Genomic DNA, 19,248 nt, shown 5'->3' with positions numbered 1-19,248 from the left:
CCAGTTTGAGCTGGGGCGTTTTTTATAGAGTGAAAATCTGGCTTATTGCTCAGTACACACTTGGTTTCGACCATTGGCTTTCGCGCGGTATAGAGCTTTGTCGGCACGGTAGAAGGTGCGCTGAGTATTCTCACCCTCCCGATGTAAGGTAATGCCGATGGAGACGGTCAAGCCACGCTCGCCTAAGATTTCATGCCAACCAAACTGGTAAATGCGCTCGCGGTAGTTTTCGGCGTGCATTTCTGCCTTGGCAACCTCGGTGTTTTCTAGAATCACCAAGAACTCTTCGCCACCGAAACGTACACACGATGAACCACGGAACTTGAAGTACCCAGAAAGCTCCTTGGAGACGTTCACAATGGCTTTGTCGCCCACTAAGTGGCTAAGTTCATCATTGATGGATTTAAAGTGGTCAATGTCGATCACCATTAGGGCAAATGGCGTATCGTGCAGCAACAAGTCTTTCAGCTTCACTTCTAGCCAACGACGGTTGTGGAGTGACGTTAACGGGTCGGTAAAGACATCTTGTTGAAGCTGAGCAACGGTGTTTTTGTGTTGTTTAGTGGTTTCTTTGAGCTCTTTGTTCTCAATCTCTGAAAGGATCAACTTGAGCTGTAATTCAAATCGACTCAGGCGACGCAGCTGAGCTGGGCCAAGTTCACTGATCGGAATATGTTTCACTAAATCAGATTCGACTCGGAAGGCTTTTCTCTCGTAGTTGAGCGCTTCTTTGAACAAGCCTTGAGAAGCACACACTTGGCTCATCGCGTTATAAAAACGATTCGCGATCAAAGGCGATGCTTGCTCATTGATACGCTTCCCCGTAGAAGCTAACAATAGATTTGATAATGATTGATGACCAACTTCATTCAAACAGTAAGCCGTCTCGATCTTTACCATGGTCGAGAGCCAAACAGTATGTTGCTTGCCTGTTGCGTATTGAATCTGAGAGATAGCAAGTAGTGCTTTGTTGTACTCTTTTTGCAGTCGAAGCAACTTAGCTCGGTATAAGTGAATTTGTCCTGTCAGATTTTTATCGCTGACGAGGATACTGAGCTCTTCGCACTCGCTTAAGAGGTCCGTCGCCGCGCCTATACGTTGCAAACTGATATAACAAGCTAGCATGTACAGCTTATAGCGTAATCTCAATGAACGGCTGCCGATGGCATGGTCAATCGCATCGATTTTTTGGTAGTAACGAAGAGCGCGGTTGTGGTCGCCATACGCGTCACAAAGGTTGCCGATGCCGATGATTGCCAGAACATACTCATCGATATAACCGTATTCGACGGCAATGTTGGTGGAAGCAATGTACTCGGTGAGTGCAGAGTTATAATCGCCTTTTTCTACCAATCGGTCACTCAAGCTGGATTTGACAGAGAGGATATCCTCAACGTCTTCTGGCAGTTTAAGTAAATCGAGTGCATGACGCAGTTCTTCAATGCTCTCTTGTAGCTGTTTAATCTTACTTCGATATTCCGCGCTGATGATGTAGCAGTGCGCCTCCTCTTGATTGGTCGAGGCGATATGCAGACGGATGTGTTCCCATAGGATTAGCGCTTCTTCACCGGCAACGGAAGAGGGATCCATGCCAGCATCAGTCACCTTACTAAGCAGTTGTTCCATTCTTCATTACCTCAATGTGGCTCTCTTCCAATTGCTCTAAGGTGAACGGGAAGGTTAGGATGTCCTGTAGATAAAGTGTTGGCTTAGGGCCCGTTAAACCACGACGTTTCCATGGATAGATGTCTAACATAGCGCAAACGGTGCGGTAGAGTTCTTCGGCTGCTTGGTCCTTTTCTGCAATCAACATCGCTAAGCGGTCACTGCTTAAGCGAGAGATAAGATCGCTAGATGTAGTGAGCGAATGGACCAACTCAGTACAGATGTCTAGGAAGGCCGGATCTGAGTGACGGATCATGATCACAGCATGGTTGGAGTGTTTTAGCTCGGTCTTGAATAGAACCAGTTGCTCCCACCAGTAAGTCTCTGACACCACGTTTGAGAATTGTTTCTCTGGATCGTATTCATGTTGGGCACGAATACGGTTAATGAGTTTTCGCGCGCGTTGTTCGAGTTGGCGTTTAGAGCCTCGCGCTTTGTCCATACTGACACGATGAGTTTGCTCTTTGAGCATCTTAAGTGCGTGTCGACGGTATTTTTGGAACGCTTGGAAAGCAAGCTCGTAATCGCCTTGCTCTTCGGCTACACGTGATTGTTGGAAACAAATTTGGCTGAGCAGTTCGCCGTTATCGAACGCGAGTGCTGATTGCTCGGCTAATTGCAGCAACCTTGCTGCACTCTCTGTGTTTTTACGCAGCAATTCCAGTCTTGCACGGCTGATAAAGGAATGCGCTTTCATCCACGTCAGGTCTTGCTCTATCGCAAGCTGGTGAGCTTTTTGTGTGGCTTCTTCTGCCGCATCAAGTCGCTCTAATCCTAGCAAAGCAAGGCCTTTGAAATCCCAGATCTCTGCTTGCCAAGTGCTGTCGTCGTGATCTCTGAGTACTTCTGTTGCACCATCAAGCACACTCAACATCTCAACGAAATTGTTCAGCAAGTAGTAATTCCATGCGAGCAGGATTCGGGCTTTGCCTTCTAGCCAAGCAATACGGACATTGTTTGCCACTTTCACTGCGAGTTCATGCGTAGAGGCGGCAAGCTTGTGTTCGTTGGTGATTCGCCAAACATTGCCTAAGCCAATTAATGCTTCGATTTGGATCTCGATATCGTCGACCAAAGCCGATTGCTCTAGGGCATTAATCCAGTATTGTTGTGCAGAGTAATATTTGGCTTGTCCCCAATACTGCAGGGCAAATAAATGAAGGATCTTTGGAAGGTGATCGTCAGTATCAAGTTGAATTTGGAGGTTGTAAGCATCTTTGATCAGCTTTAAGCCATGTCGATAATCCATGCTACACCAGCAAGCATTAGACATCGCGATAAGCGCTCGAATCTCACCATCTACAAATAGAATTTGCTCTGAACGAATACGGCATTGCTCCGCGATTCGAAATGCTCGCTCAGGATCAGATTTTATCTGGCCTTCAAGGGCGTTGAGCTCGGCTTCGAGCTGAATTTGGCTTTTATCCAACGTTCACATCCATGACTATCGAACTGGAATTTACACCTAAAAACAAGTGGTTAGATGCGTATATCATTGCGGTGTAGAAAACAGTTACACCAATAAGGTATCGGATTCCGTAATGTATACCGCGCTCCGCGCTTATTTACCACTTCTAAATGAGTAAACTGTTAAATAATCATGATAACAATTGTTTGATCGTGAGTGGTGCGTCGGTGACTTTGAGCCTTTGAGCAGCAGTAAGTCCTTGCTTATCCTGATAGCACAAATTATGCCAAGCTCTGAATATATCTAAAAGAGGCAATATGCCTGCAGGACGCAATTTGCGACGTGGCTCGTTGATAAAGCTTTCAAACAGCAGTTGAAAACGATTTTGATAGAATTGGATATGGCGAGTTGTGGCCACATTGAACCACGATTCCGGCTCATTTCTGTCGCCAGCTAAATAACAGATACCCTTGTTGCACTCGTATTGGCTGGAGATCGCCCAGCGGTCACGCCACCAACTCATGTAGGCAATATCCACTTTGCCAAATGGCGCGTTCATGTCCCAAATCGCATCTTCTTCGACATACATCAGATCGACGCTTTTCTCTTTAATGCGAGATAAACAAACGCTCAACGCAGCAGAGCGGAGCAGGGGATCTTGAGGCATGTAGATAGAAACACGCTTTTCAGGGCAACACATATCCAACACATGGAGGTAGTGTGCATAAGAGGTGTAAGGCGGACGAATCAATGCGCCTTTTGATGGGTAGTGGAAGACAGAAAGGTTCCCCAATGGGTCTTCTACGTTGCAACGGGCCAAGATAGTTTGGTACTTCTGATCGATGCGTTCACGTAGCTTCTTAGATGGCGTTGGTGGCGGTTCGCTTGCTTCTGCAGTGTATTCTTGCGAAACGAAACGAGACACCTCATCGTATGGGTTGTGATCCATAGCAGCGATTGGCTCATCACCAGAAGAGTAGTTCACATGCTGACACAGAATGTAGCCTGAATGCGCTTCACCCGAAGCAATCCAATACACGCCATTGTTGCTTTTTGGTTGCAGGGCGACGTAGTTTGATGCCAGTTCATAATGCTTTGCATGGTTAACCCAACGAGCATCTATCGTCGCCAATTTACGGCGGCAACGGCTAGCAATATGGTCAACATGGTCGTAAAAGGTTTTTGGGTTGATGCTGAGTTTACGGCAGATTTCTCGAACGGAATAACCAGTAAACAATAAGCCCATCAAATTCTCTTGGAATTGAAGCTTTTTGTTGGCACCAGACCATTTATCGACAAAGGTACTTTGACACACTTTACAGCGGTAACGTTGGCGATCGCCACTGTAACCGAAAGCGTGATAGAGGTGTTTGTGCGTGTGGACAGAAAGTCCGAAGTTGTCGCAATCATCATTACGACAAGCAGGTAACCCGTCACTATGAACGTGACGCAGACGATGAAGTTCGTTCACTACATCGCGGTTATTAAGTAAGGGGGGGAAAGCTCCACATTCACGGCATACCATCGCCGGACGTTTAGGGTTAGCATGCTGCAAAACGTACCGCTTCGCATCACTCAATCCAAAGTTGTCACACGCCAATGTTTTACAAAAGTTGAGTTGTAACCCATCTGCGTCCCTTGGCAGTTCGCCGTTAGACACAATCGCCCCCTCGGGATAATTCGTGCAGCCGGTCAGGCTCCGGCTGCAATTTAATACTTAGGTGTTTCTTAGATGTTGATTGCTGTTTCTAGTGCAACTTTCATCATGTCGTTGAACGACTTTTGACGCTCTTCTGAGCTTAGTTTTTCACCACGGATGATGTGGTCAGAAACCGTTAGGATAGTTAGTGCTTTCGCGCCTAGGTCTGCAGCTACGCCGTAGATACCAGCCGCTTCCATGTCTACACCTAGGATGCCTAGTTTTTCCATCTTCTCGAAGATGTCTGCTTCTGGTGTGTAGAACAGGTCTGCAGAGAATACGTTACCAACTTTTACTGGAACTTCTTGAGCACGCGCTTGGTTTACCGCTTCTTCTAGAAGACCGTAGTCAGCGATTGCTGCGAAGTCGTGGTTGTTGAAACGGATACGGTTAACTTTTGAGTCTGTAGATGCACCCATGCCAATAACAACGTCCATTAGTTTCACGTCGTCACGTACTGCACCACAGCTACCTACACGGATAACGTTTTTCACGCCGTACTCAGCGATTAGCTCGTGTGTGTAGATACAGGCTGATGGGATACCCATACCGTGGCCCATTACAGAAACTTTTTTGCCTTTGTAAGTGCCAGTAAAGCCGAACATGTTGCGAACGTCACAAACTTGTTTCACATCTTCTAGGAACGTTTCTGCGATGTATTTAGCGCGCAACGGGTCGCCTGGCATTAGAACTGTTTCAGCGAAATCACCTGGTTGTGCGTTAATGTGTGGGGTTGCCATAAGTGCTCTCCAAAGTTTTGTTCAGGTAAAACGCGTCAATTATAGATGCTATTACCAATTCTGTTGAACTTGTTCGTTTTCGTTGAGGCCATAATATCGGGACAGGGCAAGGGGACTTGAGAGTTAAGTCACAAAACGGTCGGTTCTAGTGTTTAAATAATCTGTTGATAACCAAATCTGTTGAAAGCAAAAAGGCAATCGATTTGCTTTTGAGCAGTTTGTCTATTGCGTGCACAAAACCCCTATATCGCCCTCAAATTTTTTTCTTCAAATCGTCTGATCTAAATCCTATATGAATGAGTAAAACGATTAAATTGTACAGTTTATTTTCTTGTACAATGTTAATTGACTTGCTATAAGTTATACAGCAAAAAATTTTGTATAGGATGCTTCGTTATGGAATCTTCAATCAAAGTCGGTATCAGCTCTTGTGTACTTGGAGAACGAGTACGTTTCGATTCGGGACATAAAATCAGCAACTTCGTAACGAAGGAATTAGACGGCTACTTCAGCTTTGTGCCAGTTTGCCCTGAAGTTGGTGTAGGCATGTCTGTGCCGCGTCCGACTATCCGCCTAGTCAGCAATGAAGAACGTATTGCATTGGTCGAGACAAAAAATCCTGACAACGACCACACAGACAACATGCTCGCTTATTCCGAAAATAAAGTGAACGAACTACAAGGTGAGCAACTGTGCGGTTACATCGTTTGCGCTAAGTCGCCGACTTGCGGTATGGAACGTGTAAAGGTGTACAGCAAAAACAATGCGGCAAAAGAAGGTGTTGGTTTGTACACCAAAACGTTAATGGAAAAAATGCCGTGGTTACCAGTAGAAGAAGACGGTCGCCTGAACGATCCGGTATTAAAAGAGAACTTCATTACGCGTATTTATTGTTTGAATGACTTTTATGAGTCAATGGGTGGAGAGCCAACCCGCGGTAAGATTGTCGAGTTTCACTCGCGCTACAAGCTGACGCTGATGGCGCACCACCCAGAGTCGTACCGTTCTCTTGGTCGATTGGTGGCTGATGTAGCGAACTATGAAATCGATGAGTTTTACAGCCAATACCGCTTGGGTTTGATGCAAGCACTACAAAACCGTGCTAGCCGTAAAAATAACACCAATGTGTTGATGCACTTACAAGGCTACTTCAAACGCTCATTAACTTCTGACGAGAAAGCAGAACTTGCAACCGTGATCAGTGACTACCGCACAGGGTTATTACCACTGCTTGCGCCGCTAACGTTAATTAAGCACTATCTCAACGCGTACCCAGATGCGTACTTACAAAAACAGAAATATCTAGAACCATACCCACAGGAGATGAGACTTCGTTATGGATTGTAGCCAAGAAGAAAAACTATACGCAATTAGAGATATATCAGAGTTGACGGGCGTAAAACCCGTCACCCTGAGGGCTTGGCAAAGACGCTATAACTTGATTCAACCCCAAAGAACAGAAAAAGGGCATCGCCTATATCGTCAGCAAGATTTGGACACAATACGAGAGATTCAAGGTTGGTTGGCTAAGGGCGTTGCTATCGGCAAAGTGAAGGGACTGCTAGGACAAGACTCAGACGTTGATGTGTCAACAGACAACCAGCGTTTGGAAGAAGTTGAAGTGATGTTGAAAGCGTTGTCGGAGCTTAATCGTGGCAAAACGGAAACGCTCCTGTCTAACGTATTAAAAGAATACCCACTTAATATTGTGATTGAACAGCTGATCAATCCGGTGTTCGAAGCATTAGATCTAGTGAAAGTCTCGCTGCGTTCATTGCAACTTGGTTTGTTCCAAACGTGTCTAATCACTCGCCTCGCCCTAGTGGTGGACTCAGAGAATAAAGCCGCGTCTAAAGGGAAATGTCTGCTGGTGAGCTTCGAGCAAGCCCGTGACTCAGAGAGCTGGATTCAAGCTGCAAAACTGTGTGAACAAGGCTACCACATCACCTTAATCGACAAGGTCGAAGATGTGTCTGGTTTGATTGGGCATGATGTACTTGCTCGTTATCAGCAAGTGCATTTCTTCTCGAACAAAGCTCTGCCGATCAAACAGGTGGAAGCTTTGACCGCATTGCAAACTCGAGCACCTGAGCAAGTTCAATTTTCTGAAGTCATCGAGAAACTTCATTTCGCTAACTAGCCCAATAATAGATAAGGAGAGGACATGATTCTGGTTTGGTTTCGACGTGATCTGAGAACGTTAGACCACACAGCGTTAAAGGCTGCCTTGGATACGGGGCAACCTGTTGTGGCTGCTTTTGTTTCGACACCGGAACAATGGCAAGAGCATAATATGGCGCCAATGCAGGCAGACCTGATCGCGCGACGCTTGGTGCATCTCGATAAAGAACTCGCAGACCTCAACATACCGCTTCTATATAAAGAAGTGCCCAAATTTTCTGACGTGACAGGGGTCATCAAAGATTGGGCATTATCGTTAAACGCGAAAAGCGTGATGGCAAACATCCATTATGAGGTCAACGAACAAGCGTTAGACAGGGAAGTAGCGGATGTTTTAGCTAAAAGCCAAGTCACGTTTGAAGCTTTCCACGATAAATGTGTTCATGCGCCTACCACGGTGTTAAACAAGCAAGGTGAATATTTCAAGGTATTCACTCCATTCAAACGCGCTTGGTTGTTGAAATTCCAAATGCCAATGGTGTCGAAACCACAACCACAAGCTGAGATTCCTCAAGAAGTGATCCAGCCGCTTGAAGCCGATCGCTACCATGCAGACGTACCTTTCACTTACCCGCGTGAATCCAGTGACCAATGGTACGACTCAACTATTGATATTGTGCATCACTTGCGAGAATTCGCGCGAGAGCGCAGCGATGCTTATCAAGAGAAAAGAGATCTTCCTTCTGTTGATGGTACGAGTCAATTGTCTCCATATCTCGCCATTGGTGCCCTGTCGCCAAGACAGTGTATTGCTCGTCTTTATGCAGAGAACCCACATACTGACCTTACGGACGGGAAAGCGACGTGGCTAAGTGAAATCATCTGGCGCGAATTTTACCAACACTTATTAGTGTTTGAACCAAAACTGGTGAAAGGTAAAGGCTTCATTCCTTGGGAAGATAAGATTGAATGGTCTTATGATGAGGCGGCGTTCGAGCGTTGGAAAACTGGAACAACAGGGTACCCAATTGTTGATGCTGCGATGCGCCAACTAAACACGACGGGTTGGATGCACAACCGCCTACGCATGATAGTGGCAAGCTTCTTAACCAAAGACCTACACATCGACTGGCGTTGGGGTGAGGCGTACTTTATGAGCAAGTTGGTGGATGGAGACTTCGCTGCGAACAACGGTGGTTGGCAATGGTCGGCGTCTACTGGATGTGATGGGCAGCCTTACTTCCGCATTTTTAATCCAATCAGTCAGGGTGAGAAATTTGACTCTGATGGCGCATTTGTTCGCTATTGGGTGCCGGAAATCAAACAGGTACCAAACAAATTTATTCACAACCCATGGCTATGGAGCGGCTTTAATTTACTGGATTATCACAAGCCGATGGTTGATCACAAGGTAGAAAGAGAGATAACCTTACGGCTCTTCAAAAACGCCAAGGAATAGAGAGAGATGCCTAGCAAGAAGCGTCCAATGAGTATCGCTAAACGAACCCTGTTGTCTGTATCGTTGTCTTTAGTGAGTGGTTTGTCATTCGCAAAGATGTATGAATTACCGGAGGATGGGGCTCGTGTCATAGGCCGCATGGAAAATCATGTGGTTGAACAGGGCGAAACCATGGCAAACATTGCTAAGCAGTACGATGTTGGCATGCTGGCGTTAATGGCGGCCAACAAAGGCGTAGACCCTTTTCTACCAAAAGAAGGGCACGTACTAACGATTCCTACTCAGCTTATCCTTCCTGATGTCCCTCACAAAGGCATTGTCATCAACTTGGCTGAATTGCGTCTGTACTACTTCCCAGCAAAAGAAAACGTAGTACACATCTTTCCAGTAGGGATTGGTCGTATTGGCCGCGACACGCCAGAAATGACCACGAGCATCAGTCAAAAGCGCCCAAACCCAACTTGGACACCACCTTCTTCGATTCGAGCAGAGTACAAAGCGAAGGGCATTGATTTGCCTGCAGTAGTACCAGCAGGTCCAGATAACCCGTTAGGTATGTTTGCACTTCGCTTGGCCTATGGCCATGGTGAGTACTTGATCCACGGTACCAACAAAGATTTTGGCATCGGTATGCGCGTTAGTTCGGGCTGTATTCGTATGGATCCTAACGATATCGAATGGTTGTTCGACAAAGTTCGTCGTGGTGAAAAAGTGAAAATCATCAATCAACCTGTAAAAGTGACGCTAGAACCGGATCGCAGTGTGTTTGTTGAAGCGCATGAACCATTGACTCGCAGTAATGGCGAGAAAGATCATCTACAGATCCCGAAAGAGTTGGATTGGTGGCTTGATGAATATGGGATGACGAATGCGAAAGCAAAAGCAGCGATTGCTGCGCAGAATGGTGTTCCAGTAGAAATAACCGCGCCTTAACAAGCGTTAAAGCGCGGAATCACATCTTACTTAGTGTAAGACTGAGCGATGTTGTCGATACGCTCGTTAGCACGTGCAGCTTCTTCTTGAGCTGCCATAGCCGAGTCGTTAGACTTTTGAACGTCAGATTGTAGAGACTGAACGTCTTGGCTTAGTTGGCTAACTTGGTTGCTTAGTTCGTCTAGTTTAGTAGCTGTTGCTGCTTCGTCAGAAGAAGCACAACCTGCTAGTAGAAGTACTGAAGTTGCTGCAGCTGCGATCAACGTTTTGTTCATTTTAGAACTCCTTGCCTATAGTGAAAGTACTACGCTATACGTTTTGTGTCATATAGTCATAGTGTTAAATGTGAATACATTCTATCAGTACATGATGTAGCAAAAGTCAAAGAAATCCAAGGATTTCATAGAGTACCTGATACGGACGCTAACATTTAGCTTACATAAGTGAGCGATTACTCACCTGATAACGCCAGTATCAGGTAGTACAGCAGCTCTTTTGCCACTCCCTGATATCAATAATTTAGACGAAATTTACACAAATGAAAGTTTCTTAGATGAATCTTTATTTTTTCTAATGGAATTAGTTTGTGTGATCTCTATCTATACTCCTATGATTTGCGGTATTATACCGAGCTTTTATTTTTTGCTGCGTTAGAGCGGAAACGACACTGAAAAAGCGCTCAGACGCTGATTATTTATTGGAGAATACTTTGCAATTTAAAGATCTAGGCCTAGACAACCGATTGTTGAAGAACCTAAAACACTACGATTTCAAAAAAGCGACTGACATTCAGCAGCAGGCGATTCCTGTTGCGATTGCAGGCAAGGATCTATTGGCATCTTCGAAAACGGGTTCGGGTAAGACTTTGGCGTTTGTATTGCCAATGCTGCACAAGTCGTTAAAGACTAAGTCGTTTTCTGCAAAAGACCCACGTGCGGTTATTCTTGCGCCTACGCGTGAGTTAGCAAAGCAGGTATATGGCGAGCTTCGCTCAATGCTTGGTGGTCTGACTTACGACGCAGCGTTGATTCTGGGTGGTGAGAACTTCAACGATCAGGTAAAAGCGCTACGTCGCTACCCTAAATTCATCGTTGCGACGCCAGGACGTCTGGCCGACCACCTAGAACATCGTTCTCTATTCCTTGATGGTTTGGAAACATTAGTTCTGGATGAAGCGGACCGTATGCTGGATCTGGGCTTTGCGCCAGAACTTCGTCGTATTCACAAAGCAGCGAAACACCGTCGTCGTCAAACTCTGATGTTCTCAGCAACACTTGATCACGCAGAAGTGAACGACATTGCATCAGAGATGCTGAATGCGCCAAAGCGTATCGCTATCGGTGTATCTAACGAAGAACACAAAGACATCACTCAGAAATTCTACTTGTGTGATCACCTAGATCACAAAGAAGCGATTCTGGAGCGTGTGCTTGAAGAAGCAGAATACCGTCAGGTGATCATCTTTACAGCGACACGTGATGACACTGAGCGTCTAACGAACAAGCTGAATGAGAATAAGCTTAAAGCGGTCGCGCTAAGCGGTAACTTGAATCAGACTCAACGTAACACCATCATGAGTCAGTTTGAGCGTGCTGTATTTAAGATCCTAGTAACAACAGACGTTGCATCTCGTGGTCTTGATATCGCAACAGTAACGCACGTTATTAACTTCGATATGCCGAAGCACACAGAAGAGTACGTTCACCGTGTTGGTCGAACTGGTCGTGCGGGTAACAAAGGTGACGCAGTGTCGCTTGTTGGTCCTAAAGACTGGGACAGCTTTAAGCGTGTTGAAACTTACCTACAACAAGATTTGAACTTCTCTGTATTTGAAGACTTGAAAGGTAAATTCAAAGGTTTGAAACCGCGTAAACCTGACTTCCGTAACAAGAAGACAGAAACTAAGAAACCGCGCCCTCAAGCGAAGAAAACATCGAAGAAGCCAGCTAAGCGCGATAAAGGTTTCTACCAAAACGTGGCAGTGGGTGACAACGTGTTTATCCCTAAGAAAAAGCCTGCGGCACCAAGCTCTGAAGATTAAGCCTTCACTTGGCACCTGACGCAAAACGATTTCAAATCCGAGCTCAATAGCTCGGATTTTTTATGCCTGAATTTTGCCTTCAAAACCTCTTATGTTTATCAATCCTAAACATAGGTTCAATAGTCTTTGATTTTTCTAAACGCCATCTTTGCTTAGCATAAGTATCCAGAAATAGGAGACAAGAATATGTATCAAGAAGAGCAATGGTTAGAACAAGTCGATATGAGTTTGACGGACAAGCAATCTAGAGCATTGGGGTGGGATCAGCGTAGCGTCTTGGTCGAAATGTTTTCATTCCTATGTATCGCATTGGTGAGTTTTACATTGGTGTTTATCAGAGGCGATCATCATGATTACTGAGAAGTCACAAATGGGGGCGTTGATTAAATCGGTTGTCGTTCCTTCACTCTACTTCGTAGGATTTCTCGCTTTACTATGGGTTGTAACTAGCCACGTTTTCTAGGTTACCTTTCTTTGTTAAACCCCCACGAAGAGAGAAGCGAACGCTATCACCTAAAAGTTGTCGTTTTTATATCTAGCTTCTAAATTGCACAGCAATATATTGCTTATCTATCAATGACTTTGCATCTCAGTGCATCCTTCCATGATTTAAACGTTTGGCATCATAAAAACCGATGAAAACATCACGAAAACATGTAAATGATAATTGATCTCATTTCTATTTAGGGGCAGAATACGCGAAATAATATTAATCCTATAAATAGTTGTGCCGTTTGTATGAAATTTAGTCATGTTTTTTTGGGGCTTTTAGCGCTCTCTTTACCCAGTGTCGCCGCGGATAATTTTGATTGGTTGAGAGACGATTCAAGACAAGATGAGCGAGTCCTTTCTTATCTCAAGAAGCAAAACCAGAAAACAGAACAATTTCAGAAAAGCTATAACGAGATCACTCAACACCTGTTGAGCCAATGGGAAGCCATGGGTGCAGAAAAAGGTGACAAGCCTTGGGTGATTAAAAACGGCCAAGAATGGAATCTAACTCGCCGACAAGGCAACTTCGTTTTGCTGTCACGAGCAGATAAAAATGCGCAAGAGGACGTGGTTTACGATTTTTCTTCTCGCCAAGAAGAACGTCAATATTTCCAAATCGGTCAATGGCGTATTCAAGGCAATTCATTGCTGTTTACTGAAGATATTGATGGCAGTGAGCAATACCGTGCTTTGCTGGTGGAGCTCAATAATGGCAGAGTGCACGAACTGATTAGCAATGTGGACAATGGTGTTCTCCTCTCACCAAATGGCAAGTTTGCTTTCGTTGTATCAAAGGAAGCGAAAACTCAACGTCCTTACCAAATCGTGCGAATTAACACTCAAACCGATGAGCAGAAAGTACTTTGGCAAGAGGGCAAGACTGATTGGATCATGTCCTTCTATCCCGCAGCCGACGCGCGTTTCGCACTGGTACAAAGTAACAATGAGTCGACCACCGAACAAAAGATCCTAAACCTTGATTCCGGCGATCTGACGGCTTCGCTACGTAAACCAGAATCTGGTGTGGAATATTATGCGGATGTTGCTCAAGATAGAGTCTTTATCAACAGCAACCTTAATGGTCAGTTTGGTTTGTTTGAAACAGCGATGCCCGAGAAACATGCGGACACTGTTGAGTCGAATTGGAAGTCTTTCTTACGCTCAGAAAACGGCGTAGAGCAATTCTATTTGTATGAAGCGGGACTTGTGGCATTAACCAAGCAAGACAATCAAACGACAATCTCGGTTTACTCTTACGATGGTACTGCGAAAAAAATGCTTCCGTTAGAGTCGGATGGGCGCGTTGCTTGGTTGAGCACTCTTGGTGATTACCGCTCTAACAAAATCCGCATTCGTAGTATGTCGATGACGACACCGCCGTTGTGGGAAGAGTTTGATGTTAAAGCACAGATAAAGACAAATCTCTCGCAAGATGTTTATCACGGCTTCTCTAGCCAAGATTATGTTTCTCAACGCATTATGGTCAAAAGTCAAGGTGTGGAAGTGCCGGTTTCTCTTGCTTACCGCAAAGATAAGCTCAGCGACAACGCTCCTGTTGTGCTGTACGGCTATGGCGCTTACGGGTTTACCATGAAACCTTACTTCATGCCTCAAACCGTGAGCTTACTAGATCAAGGCGTTATCTACGCGATAGCGCATGTTCGTGGTGGCGGTTACTTTGGTGCCGACTGGCACGAGCAAGGCCGAGGCGTTCTTAAAGCCAACTCTATCAATGATTTCACGGCAGCTGCGCAAGCACTTAAACACTTTGATGGTGGTGAACGTGATGTCTACGCGATTGGATCGAGTGCTGGTGGTACTTTGGTTGCTGGCTCCATCAACCAAGCTCCTGATTTGTTTGCTGGCGCGGTGATGAAGGTTCCGTTTGTCGATGTCGTTGCTAGCATGTCCGATACGACGTTGCCACTTACTGCACAACAATATGGGGAATGGGGGAATCCGACACTCCCAGAGCAGCTCAAAGCGATGCAAGCTTATGATCCTATTCTCAATATTCATAAAGACGCTTACCCACCCATGTTGGTTCAAGTCGGATTAAACGACCAACGTGTGCCTTATTGGGAAGGCGCGAAGTATCTCGCTCAAATTTCGTCGACCAGTGAATCGACAGGCCCTTATTTGTTGCAAACGGACTTTCACTCTGGCCACCGCATGGATCCAAGGCAGGCAAGAGAGCAACAAGCAAAGGAATACGCATTTCTACTATCACTCATTAAAACATCTAAAGCGGAGCAGTAAATGAAGCTTACCCCAGTGTCAGCGGCAGTACTTTCGGTACTTGCTGCCAGTCAAGTGCACGCCGAATCTAAGGTTTTCTCAATGGAAGAGGTGGTCGTAACCGCCAATAAAATCGATCAGCCATTGTCAAAAGTGGCAGGTAGTGTTGCGGTTATCACAAACGAGCAAATCGAAGAGCGAGGCGAAACTGAGCTCTATGATGTGCTGCGCAACGAACCTGGTGTAAGCGTGACGGGCGGTGCAGGACGTCCGCAAAACATTACCATCCGTGGTATGACGGGTAACCGCATTGTGATCGTTCGTGACGGCATTCGTTCTGCGGATGGCTTCGGTGCGAATGACATTAATGAAGCAGTTGGGCGAGATACTTTTGATTTATCCAACCTTGAGTCCTTAGAAATCATTAAAGGTGCGAGTTCTTCTGTACATGGTTCGGGCGCAATTGGTGGAGCGGTAATTCTTAAATCGAAAAAGCCTGGTTACTACCTAAAAGACAAGAACTTTTATACTGATGTATCGGGTACTCACACAAACATTAGCAACAAGTATAAAGGTACGAGCAACCTAGCATTTCGTGCGGGTGATACTGAGAGCTTGCTGACCGGATCCTACTGGCAAGGCGAGGAAACCCGTAACTTCAATGAAGACCTTTATAATCGGGAAATTGATGGTTATAGCGCGGCGTATACCATTAACCACTTCTACAGTAATGAACTACTGCTGAAAGCGAATGCTAATTTATTTGCCCAGAACCAAGAACGACTTGAGGGTGCTCCTTCGGTACAGCCGGATGGTCTTTGGAAGATCGAAGACTTTTATGAGGATGAAACGAGCGAGACCTATAGCGCTTACTTTGGTGCAGAAATTATGCCGAACGAGCCTACGTGGTTTGAAGAGTTAGATACACAAGTGTATTGGCGTTATACCGAAGTCGTCGAAGATACAAATCGATTAATGTATCAAACCGACCAAAATGGTGTTCTCGTTAGGCGTCGTGATATTGACCACAAAACTTATACCGACCAAACATTAGGTTACAGAGCTGATTTTCTACACACGATGTATACTGGTAATGCTGAGCATAAACTGGCTTATGGTCTCGATCTTTCGACAGATTACTATGAACGAGTATCTGATGAGATGATAGTTGATTGGAATGGCGTGAAACCTGAAGATAAAGAACCTTTCGCTCCGGCACGTGCATATCGTTTAGGCTTGTATTTTCGAGATATGGTGGAACTGGGTAAGTGGACAATTACTGGAGGTATTCGCTTTGATGCTCACAGTCTAACGCCTGACAGCCAGAATGAGATCCAAGGTTTTGCTGTAAAAGACATGGATAGTTCTGAAATTTCACCTAGCTTGTCGATTTCTCGAGAAGTGTTCGCAAACAACATTATTTATATTTCATATGATCATGGTTACAGAGCTCCTGAATATGATAAGGCATACGGTTATGTGAATCATGATTTCGTCCCTCTTACTCCATTTTATATTGCCCCTAATTTAGATCTGGAAGCTGAAACTTCAGATTCGTTTGAAATTGGTAATAAATTTGACAACGGTCGAGCTCACCTATTTGTTGCTGCTTTTTACAACAAGTTTGAAAACTTTATTGATGTCAAAAATGTTGGGAAACATGTGACAGAAGACGGCGTAGCAACGGATATTGATATCAAGCAATACCAAAATCTCAAAGGTGTTGAGACTTATGGATTTGAGTTGTCGGCTGGCTATGCAGTTACTGAAAAGTGGGATGTATCTACAAAAGTGGGTTACGTAGACGGCCAAGATTCAGAGGATGAGTACATTCGCACTATTACACCTTGGGAAGGTAGTGCAGAGGTTCGTTATACCAATCAAGATTTTAACGCTTATGCATTGCTAAGTTGGGCGAACGCTATGGATCGAGTTCCAACTTGCCAAAGCGACATTGGGTTGGCTGTTGATTGTGCGCAGACTAGCTCTTGGAGCACCGTTGATCTTGGTGCGACATACCATGTCACAAAAAATCTTCGCCTAAGTGCGACGGTCGTCAACCTCTTCGACAAAGAGTACATCCGATACCAAGACGTAGCGGGTATCGCTGAGGAAAATAAACACTACTCAACGGAGCCTGGGCGCTACTTCACGCTAAATGCAAAATACGAATTCTAGGACGAAATCATGAAGCTAAAACCATTGGCGTTTTCGCTGCTTATTGCTTGTACCCCTGCGGCGCAGGCTGCAGAGTGGGATTATCCCGCAACGGACTCTGTGGTAACGAATGAAGCGCAAGCGAAAACTTATCTAGACAGCCACTACTCAGAAGCGGGCGAGTTTAAGTTCCGTTACAAAACCCAGTCTCGGCTTGGTGAGCATTACAATTTTGATGTTTGGGGAAACGGTAAATATCAAGCACAGCGCACCCTCGTAGTAACAACCGATAAAAATCATCACGTTGTGCGAGTGTTTAAGAGCCTTGAAGATACGATAATTCGCAACGGTAAACCAACGGTTGCAATGGAATTGGAATCGCCTCGTCAACTGCAAGCACAAGAGCCGCCCGCTTTGAGCTCTGGAAATCTGGTTGATGTTGAGGTTTCTTTATTCAACCCAGATCTGCGCACTATGCAACAGCAAGCGGCACCAGAATCGACGTGGTCAGCACTGGCCGATTACCCTCAGCCGATCGAGTACGTCACCAAGTCGATTGAGGTTTTAAAGTCGGGCGGCAAGTTCTATCTCTCTAACCCAAGATTGAAGCAAGTGGATGCGACGGGCTTATTTGCAGCCCCAGCACCTGGTGAAGCGCCTGTACTCGATACGTTTGACTTTGTCAGCGCAGAAGGGGTTCAAGCATTTGACAGTGTTGATGAGATGCAAAACACCGAGTTTGGTGACAATGCGTTCCCACAGTTGATGGCTTTTTATCACCTTGATAGTTCGATCCAATATCTGACAAGCCTAACTTACGACTTGTTTGACGAACCGCTCCGTTTTGACGCTCGCGGTTTATCAAAAGATAACTCCACTTACTATTACGGCCCGAAAGCACTCATGCTGGGTGTCGGTGGTGTTTCTCCGGATGCAGTCGATGCTGATGTAGTGATACACGAGCTTGGGCATGGCATTCATTACCAAATCGTACCGGATTGGGCGTACGGTCACACTGGTGCTATCGCAGAAGGTTTTGCTGATTACTGGGCGGGCAGCGCGAGCTACCGCACTCAATATTTGGATGCTTCGCGTCGCGGTCAAGAATTCGAGTTAGATATGGTGTTCAACTGGGACGGTGTGTTCGGAACACGCAAAACAACTCGTAGCTTATGGAACCAAAGAGCACGTTACTTCGAGAGCTCAGAGTATCCAGCGCATGTTAGTGTGGGCGGTGAACTAGGTGACGAGCTATGGTCAACGCCACTATTCCAAGCGCTTAAAGCATCGGTTGAACGATACGGTGATGATACCGATAGCGTGTTCCGCGAGTTTGACGCCATAGTACTTGAAGGCATGTACGGCATTGGTCGTGGCGTGAAAATGCATGATCTTGCAGAATCGACCGTGTTTGCCGCAAACACTTTGTTCCCAAATAAAGATTACGCCCAATTCCTGACAGACAGCTTCAACAAACACAACTTGCTTAGAGCGCCTCTTAGCGTTCGCTATGACGCTCGATACATCGCACAAGGTCAAGACGTGGGTGTGAGCCTGAGCCAAACTGGCCGCGAAGCGAGCATCAAAGGGCAATGGCAGCTAAACAATGCATCCGTTTTCGACTTTGATGAAACGCTTTCTGACTCGACCTCAATGAAGGTGGCGTTACCAAGCGGTCTGACATGTGGCACGCAATTCGATTCCTCTATTTCATTGGATTACCAATTTGCAGAAGGCTTAAAGACTCACCAGTGGAGTGAAAATGTGATGCTGGTTAATGGTACGCCAGAGCTCGATATCCAACCTCAATCAGTGAATTCCGCTTTGCCAGAGCAGGGCGACAGACTGTTCTCTCAGACGCTATCGGATAAGTTACTCACGATTGATGATTCGTTTGCGGTTTACCTGAACATCGAACATGACTCACTGCAAGATCTGCAAGTGACGCTTGTGTCTCCACAAGGCAAATCGGTCGTGCTACTTGGCCATCAATCAAGCAATACCAATGGATTTAAAGGTTACTTCACAGCTCAGTATGACGAGGAGTTACAAGCACTTGTCGGTCAACCGAGTTGGGGAACTTGGCGTCTCGAAGTGTCTGACCGCGTGTCAGGGAACTCTGGGGTGTTGAAAGAGTGGGGTGTGAGTCACTTTGCTCAGTATCAGTGTAGTGCTGATACCACTAAAGAAAGCAGTGGTGGTTCAGGTGGCAGTAGTTCGCCTTGGACCTTGTTAGGACTTTTCCTGCTTTCAATGGTGAGAGTGATTCGCTCTCGTTAATTAAAATCAAAAGAA

General features: G+C 45.6%; 14 protein-coding genes. 9 read left to right on the top strand and 5 right to left on the bottom strand.

Annotated elements, in window-relative coordinates; all coding sequences use genetic code 11:
* Positions 1–42 precede the first annotated feature (42 nt).
* The 4 genes from A8140_RS21165 to deoD form a co-directional block, all read right to left on the bottom strand.
* A complete protein-coding gene (locus A8140_RS21165) occupies positions 43–1,626 on the bottom strand; it encodes a GGDEF domain-containing protein (RefSeq protein ID WP_005535341.1) in 1,584 nt (527 codons plus the stop codon).
* Complete coding sequence (locus A8140_RS21160; RefSeq protein ID WP_005535338.1) at positions 1,610–3,094, bottom strand: hypothetical protein; 1,485 nt, start codon at positions 3,092–3,094, stop codon at positions 1,610–1,612. Before A8140_RS21160 ends, A8140_RS21165 begins: the two co-directional genes overlap by 17 nt.
* A gap of 169 nt (positions 3,095–3,263) precedes the next feature.
* Complete coding sequence (locus tag A8140_RS21155) at positions 3,264–4,733, bottom strand: hypothetical protein (RefSeq protein WP_005535337.1); 1,470 nt, start codon at positions 4,731–4,733, stop codon at positions 3,264–3,266.
* 68 nt (positions 4,734–4,801) lie between these two features.
* Entirely contained in the window at positions 4,802–5,512 is a 711-nt protein-coding gene (deoD, locus tag A8140_RS21150; protein ID WP_005535335.1) for a purine-nucleoside phosphorylase, read from the bottom strand.
* 396 nt (positions 5,513–5,908) lie between these two features.
* Between deoD and A8140_RS21145 the strand changes: the two genes are divergently transcribed.
* From A8140_RS21145 to A8140_RS21130, 4 genes are read left to right on the top strand one after another with little or no spacing between them, the layout of a single operon-like run.
* Positions 5,909–6,859 carry a YbgA family protein gene (locus A8140_RS21145; RefSeq protein ID WP_005535333.1) on the top strand — a complete coding sequence of 317 codons (951 nt, stop codon included), beginning with the start codon at positions 5,909–5,911 and terminating at the stop codon, positions 6,857–6,859.
* Positions 6,849–7,652 carry a MerR family transcriptional regulator gene (locus A8140_RS21140; protein ID WP_005535330.1) on the top strand — a complete coding sequence of 268 codons (804 nt, stop codon included), beginning with the start codon at positions 6,849–6,851 and terminating at the stop codon, positions 7,650–7,652. Before A8140_RS21145 ends, A8140_RS21140 begins: the two co-directional genes overlap by 11 nt.
* Positions 7,653–7,676: 24 nt before the next feature.
* Complete coding sequence (phrB, locus tag A8140_RS21135) at positions 7,677–9,092, top strand: deoxyribodipyrimidine photo-lyase (RefSeq protein ID WP_038863518.1); 1,416 nt, start codon at positions 7,677–7,679, stop codon at positions 9,090–9,092.
* Positions 9,093–9,098: 6 nt separating this feature from the next.
* Positions 9,099–10,025 carry a L,D-transpeptidase family protein gene (locus tag A8140_RS21130; RefSeq protein WP_005535211.1) on the top strand — a complete coding sequence of 309 codons (927 nt, stop codon included), beginning with the start codon at positions 9,099–9,101 and terminating at the stop codon, positions 10,023–10,025.
* Positions 10,026–10,051: 26 nt separating this feature from the next.
* On the opposite strand, the gene A8140_RS21125 is transcribed toward A8140_RS21130, so the two are convergent.
* Positions 10,052–10,300 carry an Lpp/OprI family alanine-zipper lipoprotein gene (locus tag A8140_RS21125; protein ID WP_005535213.1) on the bottom strand — a complete coding sequence of 83 codons (249 nt, stop codon included), beginning with the start codon at positions 10,298–10,300 and terminating at the stop codon, positions 10,052–10,054.
* A gap of 422 nt (positions 10,301–10,722) precedes the next feature.
* Between A8140_RS21125 and A8140_RS21120 the strand changes: the two genes are divergently transcribed.
* From A8140_RS21120 to A8140_RS21105, 5 genes are all read left to right on the top strand, one after another.
* Complete coding sequence (locus A8140_RS21120; RefSeq protein ID WP_005535215.1) at positions 10,723–12,066, top strand: DEAD/DEAH box helicase; 1,344 nt, start codon at positions 10,723–10,725, stop codon at positions 12,064–12,066.
* A gap of 186 nt (positions 12,067–12,252) precedes the next feature.
* Positions 12,253–12,426 carry a hypothetical protein gene (locus A8140_RS25480; RefSeq protein ID WP_005535217.1) on the top strand — a complete coding sequence of 58 codons (174 nt, stop codon included), beginning with the start codon at positions 12,253–12,255 and terminating at the stop codon, positions 12,424–12,426.
* Positions 12,427–12,804: 378 nt separating this feature from the next.
* Positions 12,805–14,817: a prolyl oligopeptidase family serine peptidase gene (locus tag A8140_RS21115; RefSeq protein ID WP_005535219.1), complete on the top strand. Its 2,013-nt coding sequence runs from the start codon at positions 12,805–12,807 to the stop codon at positions 14,815–14,817.
* Complete coding sequence (locus A8140_RS21110) at positions 14,818–16,974, top strand: TonB-dependent hemoglobin/transferrin/lactoferrin family receptor (RefSeq protein ID WP_005535220.1); 2,157 nt, start codon at positions 14,818–14,820, stop codon at positions 16,972–16,974.
* Positions 16,975–16,983: 9 nt separating this feature from the next.
* Positions 16,984–19,233 (top strand): proprotein convertase P-domain-containing protein, encoded by a 2,250-nt coding sequence (locus A8140_RS21105; protein WP_005535221.1) that lies wholly within the window; start codon positions 16,984–16,986, stop codon positions 19,231–19,233.
* The last annotated feature ends 15 nt before the right edge of the window (positions 19,234–19,248 follow it).

Source organism: Vibrio campbellii CAIM 519 = NBRC 15631 = ATCC 25920 (genome assembly GCF_002163755.1).
Taxonomy (GTDB): domain Bacteria; phylum Pseudomonadota; class Gammaproteobacteria; order Enterobacterales; family Vibrionaceae; genus Vibrio; species Vibrio campbellii.
This window is presented reverse-complemented; position numbering and strand designations above follow the sequence as displayed.

Bases quoted from the DNA above. Each gene is read 5' to 3' on its own strand.
- A8140_RS21165 (WP_005535341.1), bottom strand. From the start codon at position 1,626: ATGGAACAACTGCTTAGTAAGGTGACTGATGCTGGCATGGATCCCTCT.
- deoD (WP_005535335.1), bottom strand. From the start codon at position 5,512: ATGGCAACCCCACACATTAACGCACAACCAGGTGATTTCGCTGAAACA.
- A8140_RS21145 (WP_005535333.1), top strand. From the start codon at position 5,909: ATGGAATCTTCAATCAAAGTCGGTATCAGCTCTTGTGTACTTGGAGAA.
- A8140_RS21140 (WP_005535330.1), top strand. From the start codon at position 6,849: ATGGATTGTAGCCAAGAAGAAAAACTATACGCAATTAGAGATATATCA.
- phrB (WP_038863518.1), top strand. From the start codon at position 7,677: ATGATTCTGGTTTGGTTTCGACGTGATCTGAGAACGTTAGACCACACA.
- A8140_RS21130 (WP_005535211.1), top strand. From the start codon at position 9,099: ATGCCTAGCAAGAAGCGTCCAATGAGTATCGCTAAACGAACCCTGTTG.
- A8140_RS21125 (WP_005535213.1), bottom strand. From the start codon at position 10,300: ATGAACAAAACGTTGATCGCAGCTGCAGCAACTTCAGTACTTCTACTA.
- A8140_RS25480 (WP_005535217.1), top strand. From the start codon at position 12,253: ATGTATCAAGAAGAGCAATGGTTAGAACAAGTCGATATGAGTTTGACG.
- A8140_RS21115 (WP_005535219.1), top strand. From the start codon at position 12,805: ATGAAATTTAGTCATGTTTTTTTGGGGCTTTTAGCGCTCTCTTTACCC.
- A8140_RS21110 (WP_005535220.1), top strand. From the start codon at position 14,818: ATGAAGCTTACCCCAGTGTCAGCGGCAGTACTTTCGGTACTTGCTGCC.
- A8140_RS21105 (WP_005535221.1), top strand. From the start codon at position 16,984: ATGAAGCTAAAACCATTGGCGTTTTCGCTGCTTATTGCTTGTACCCCT.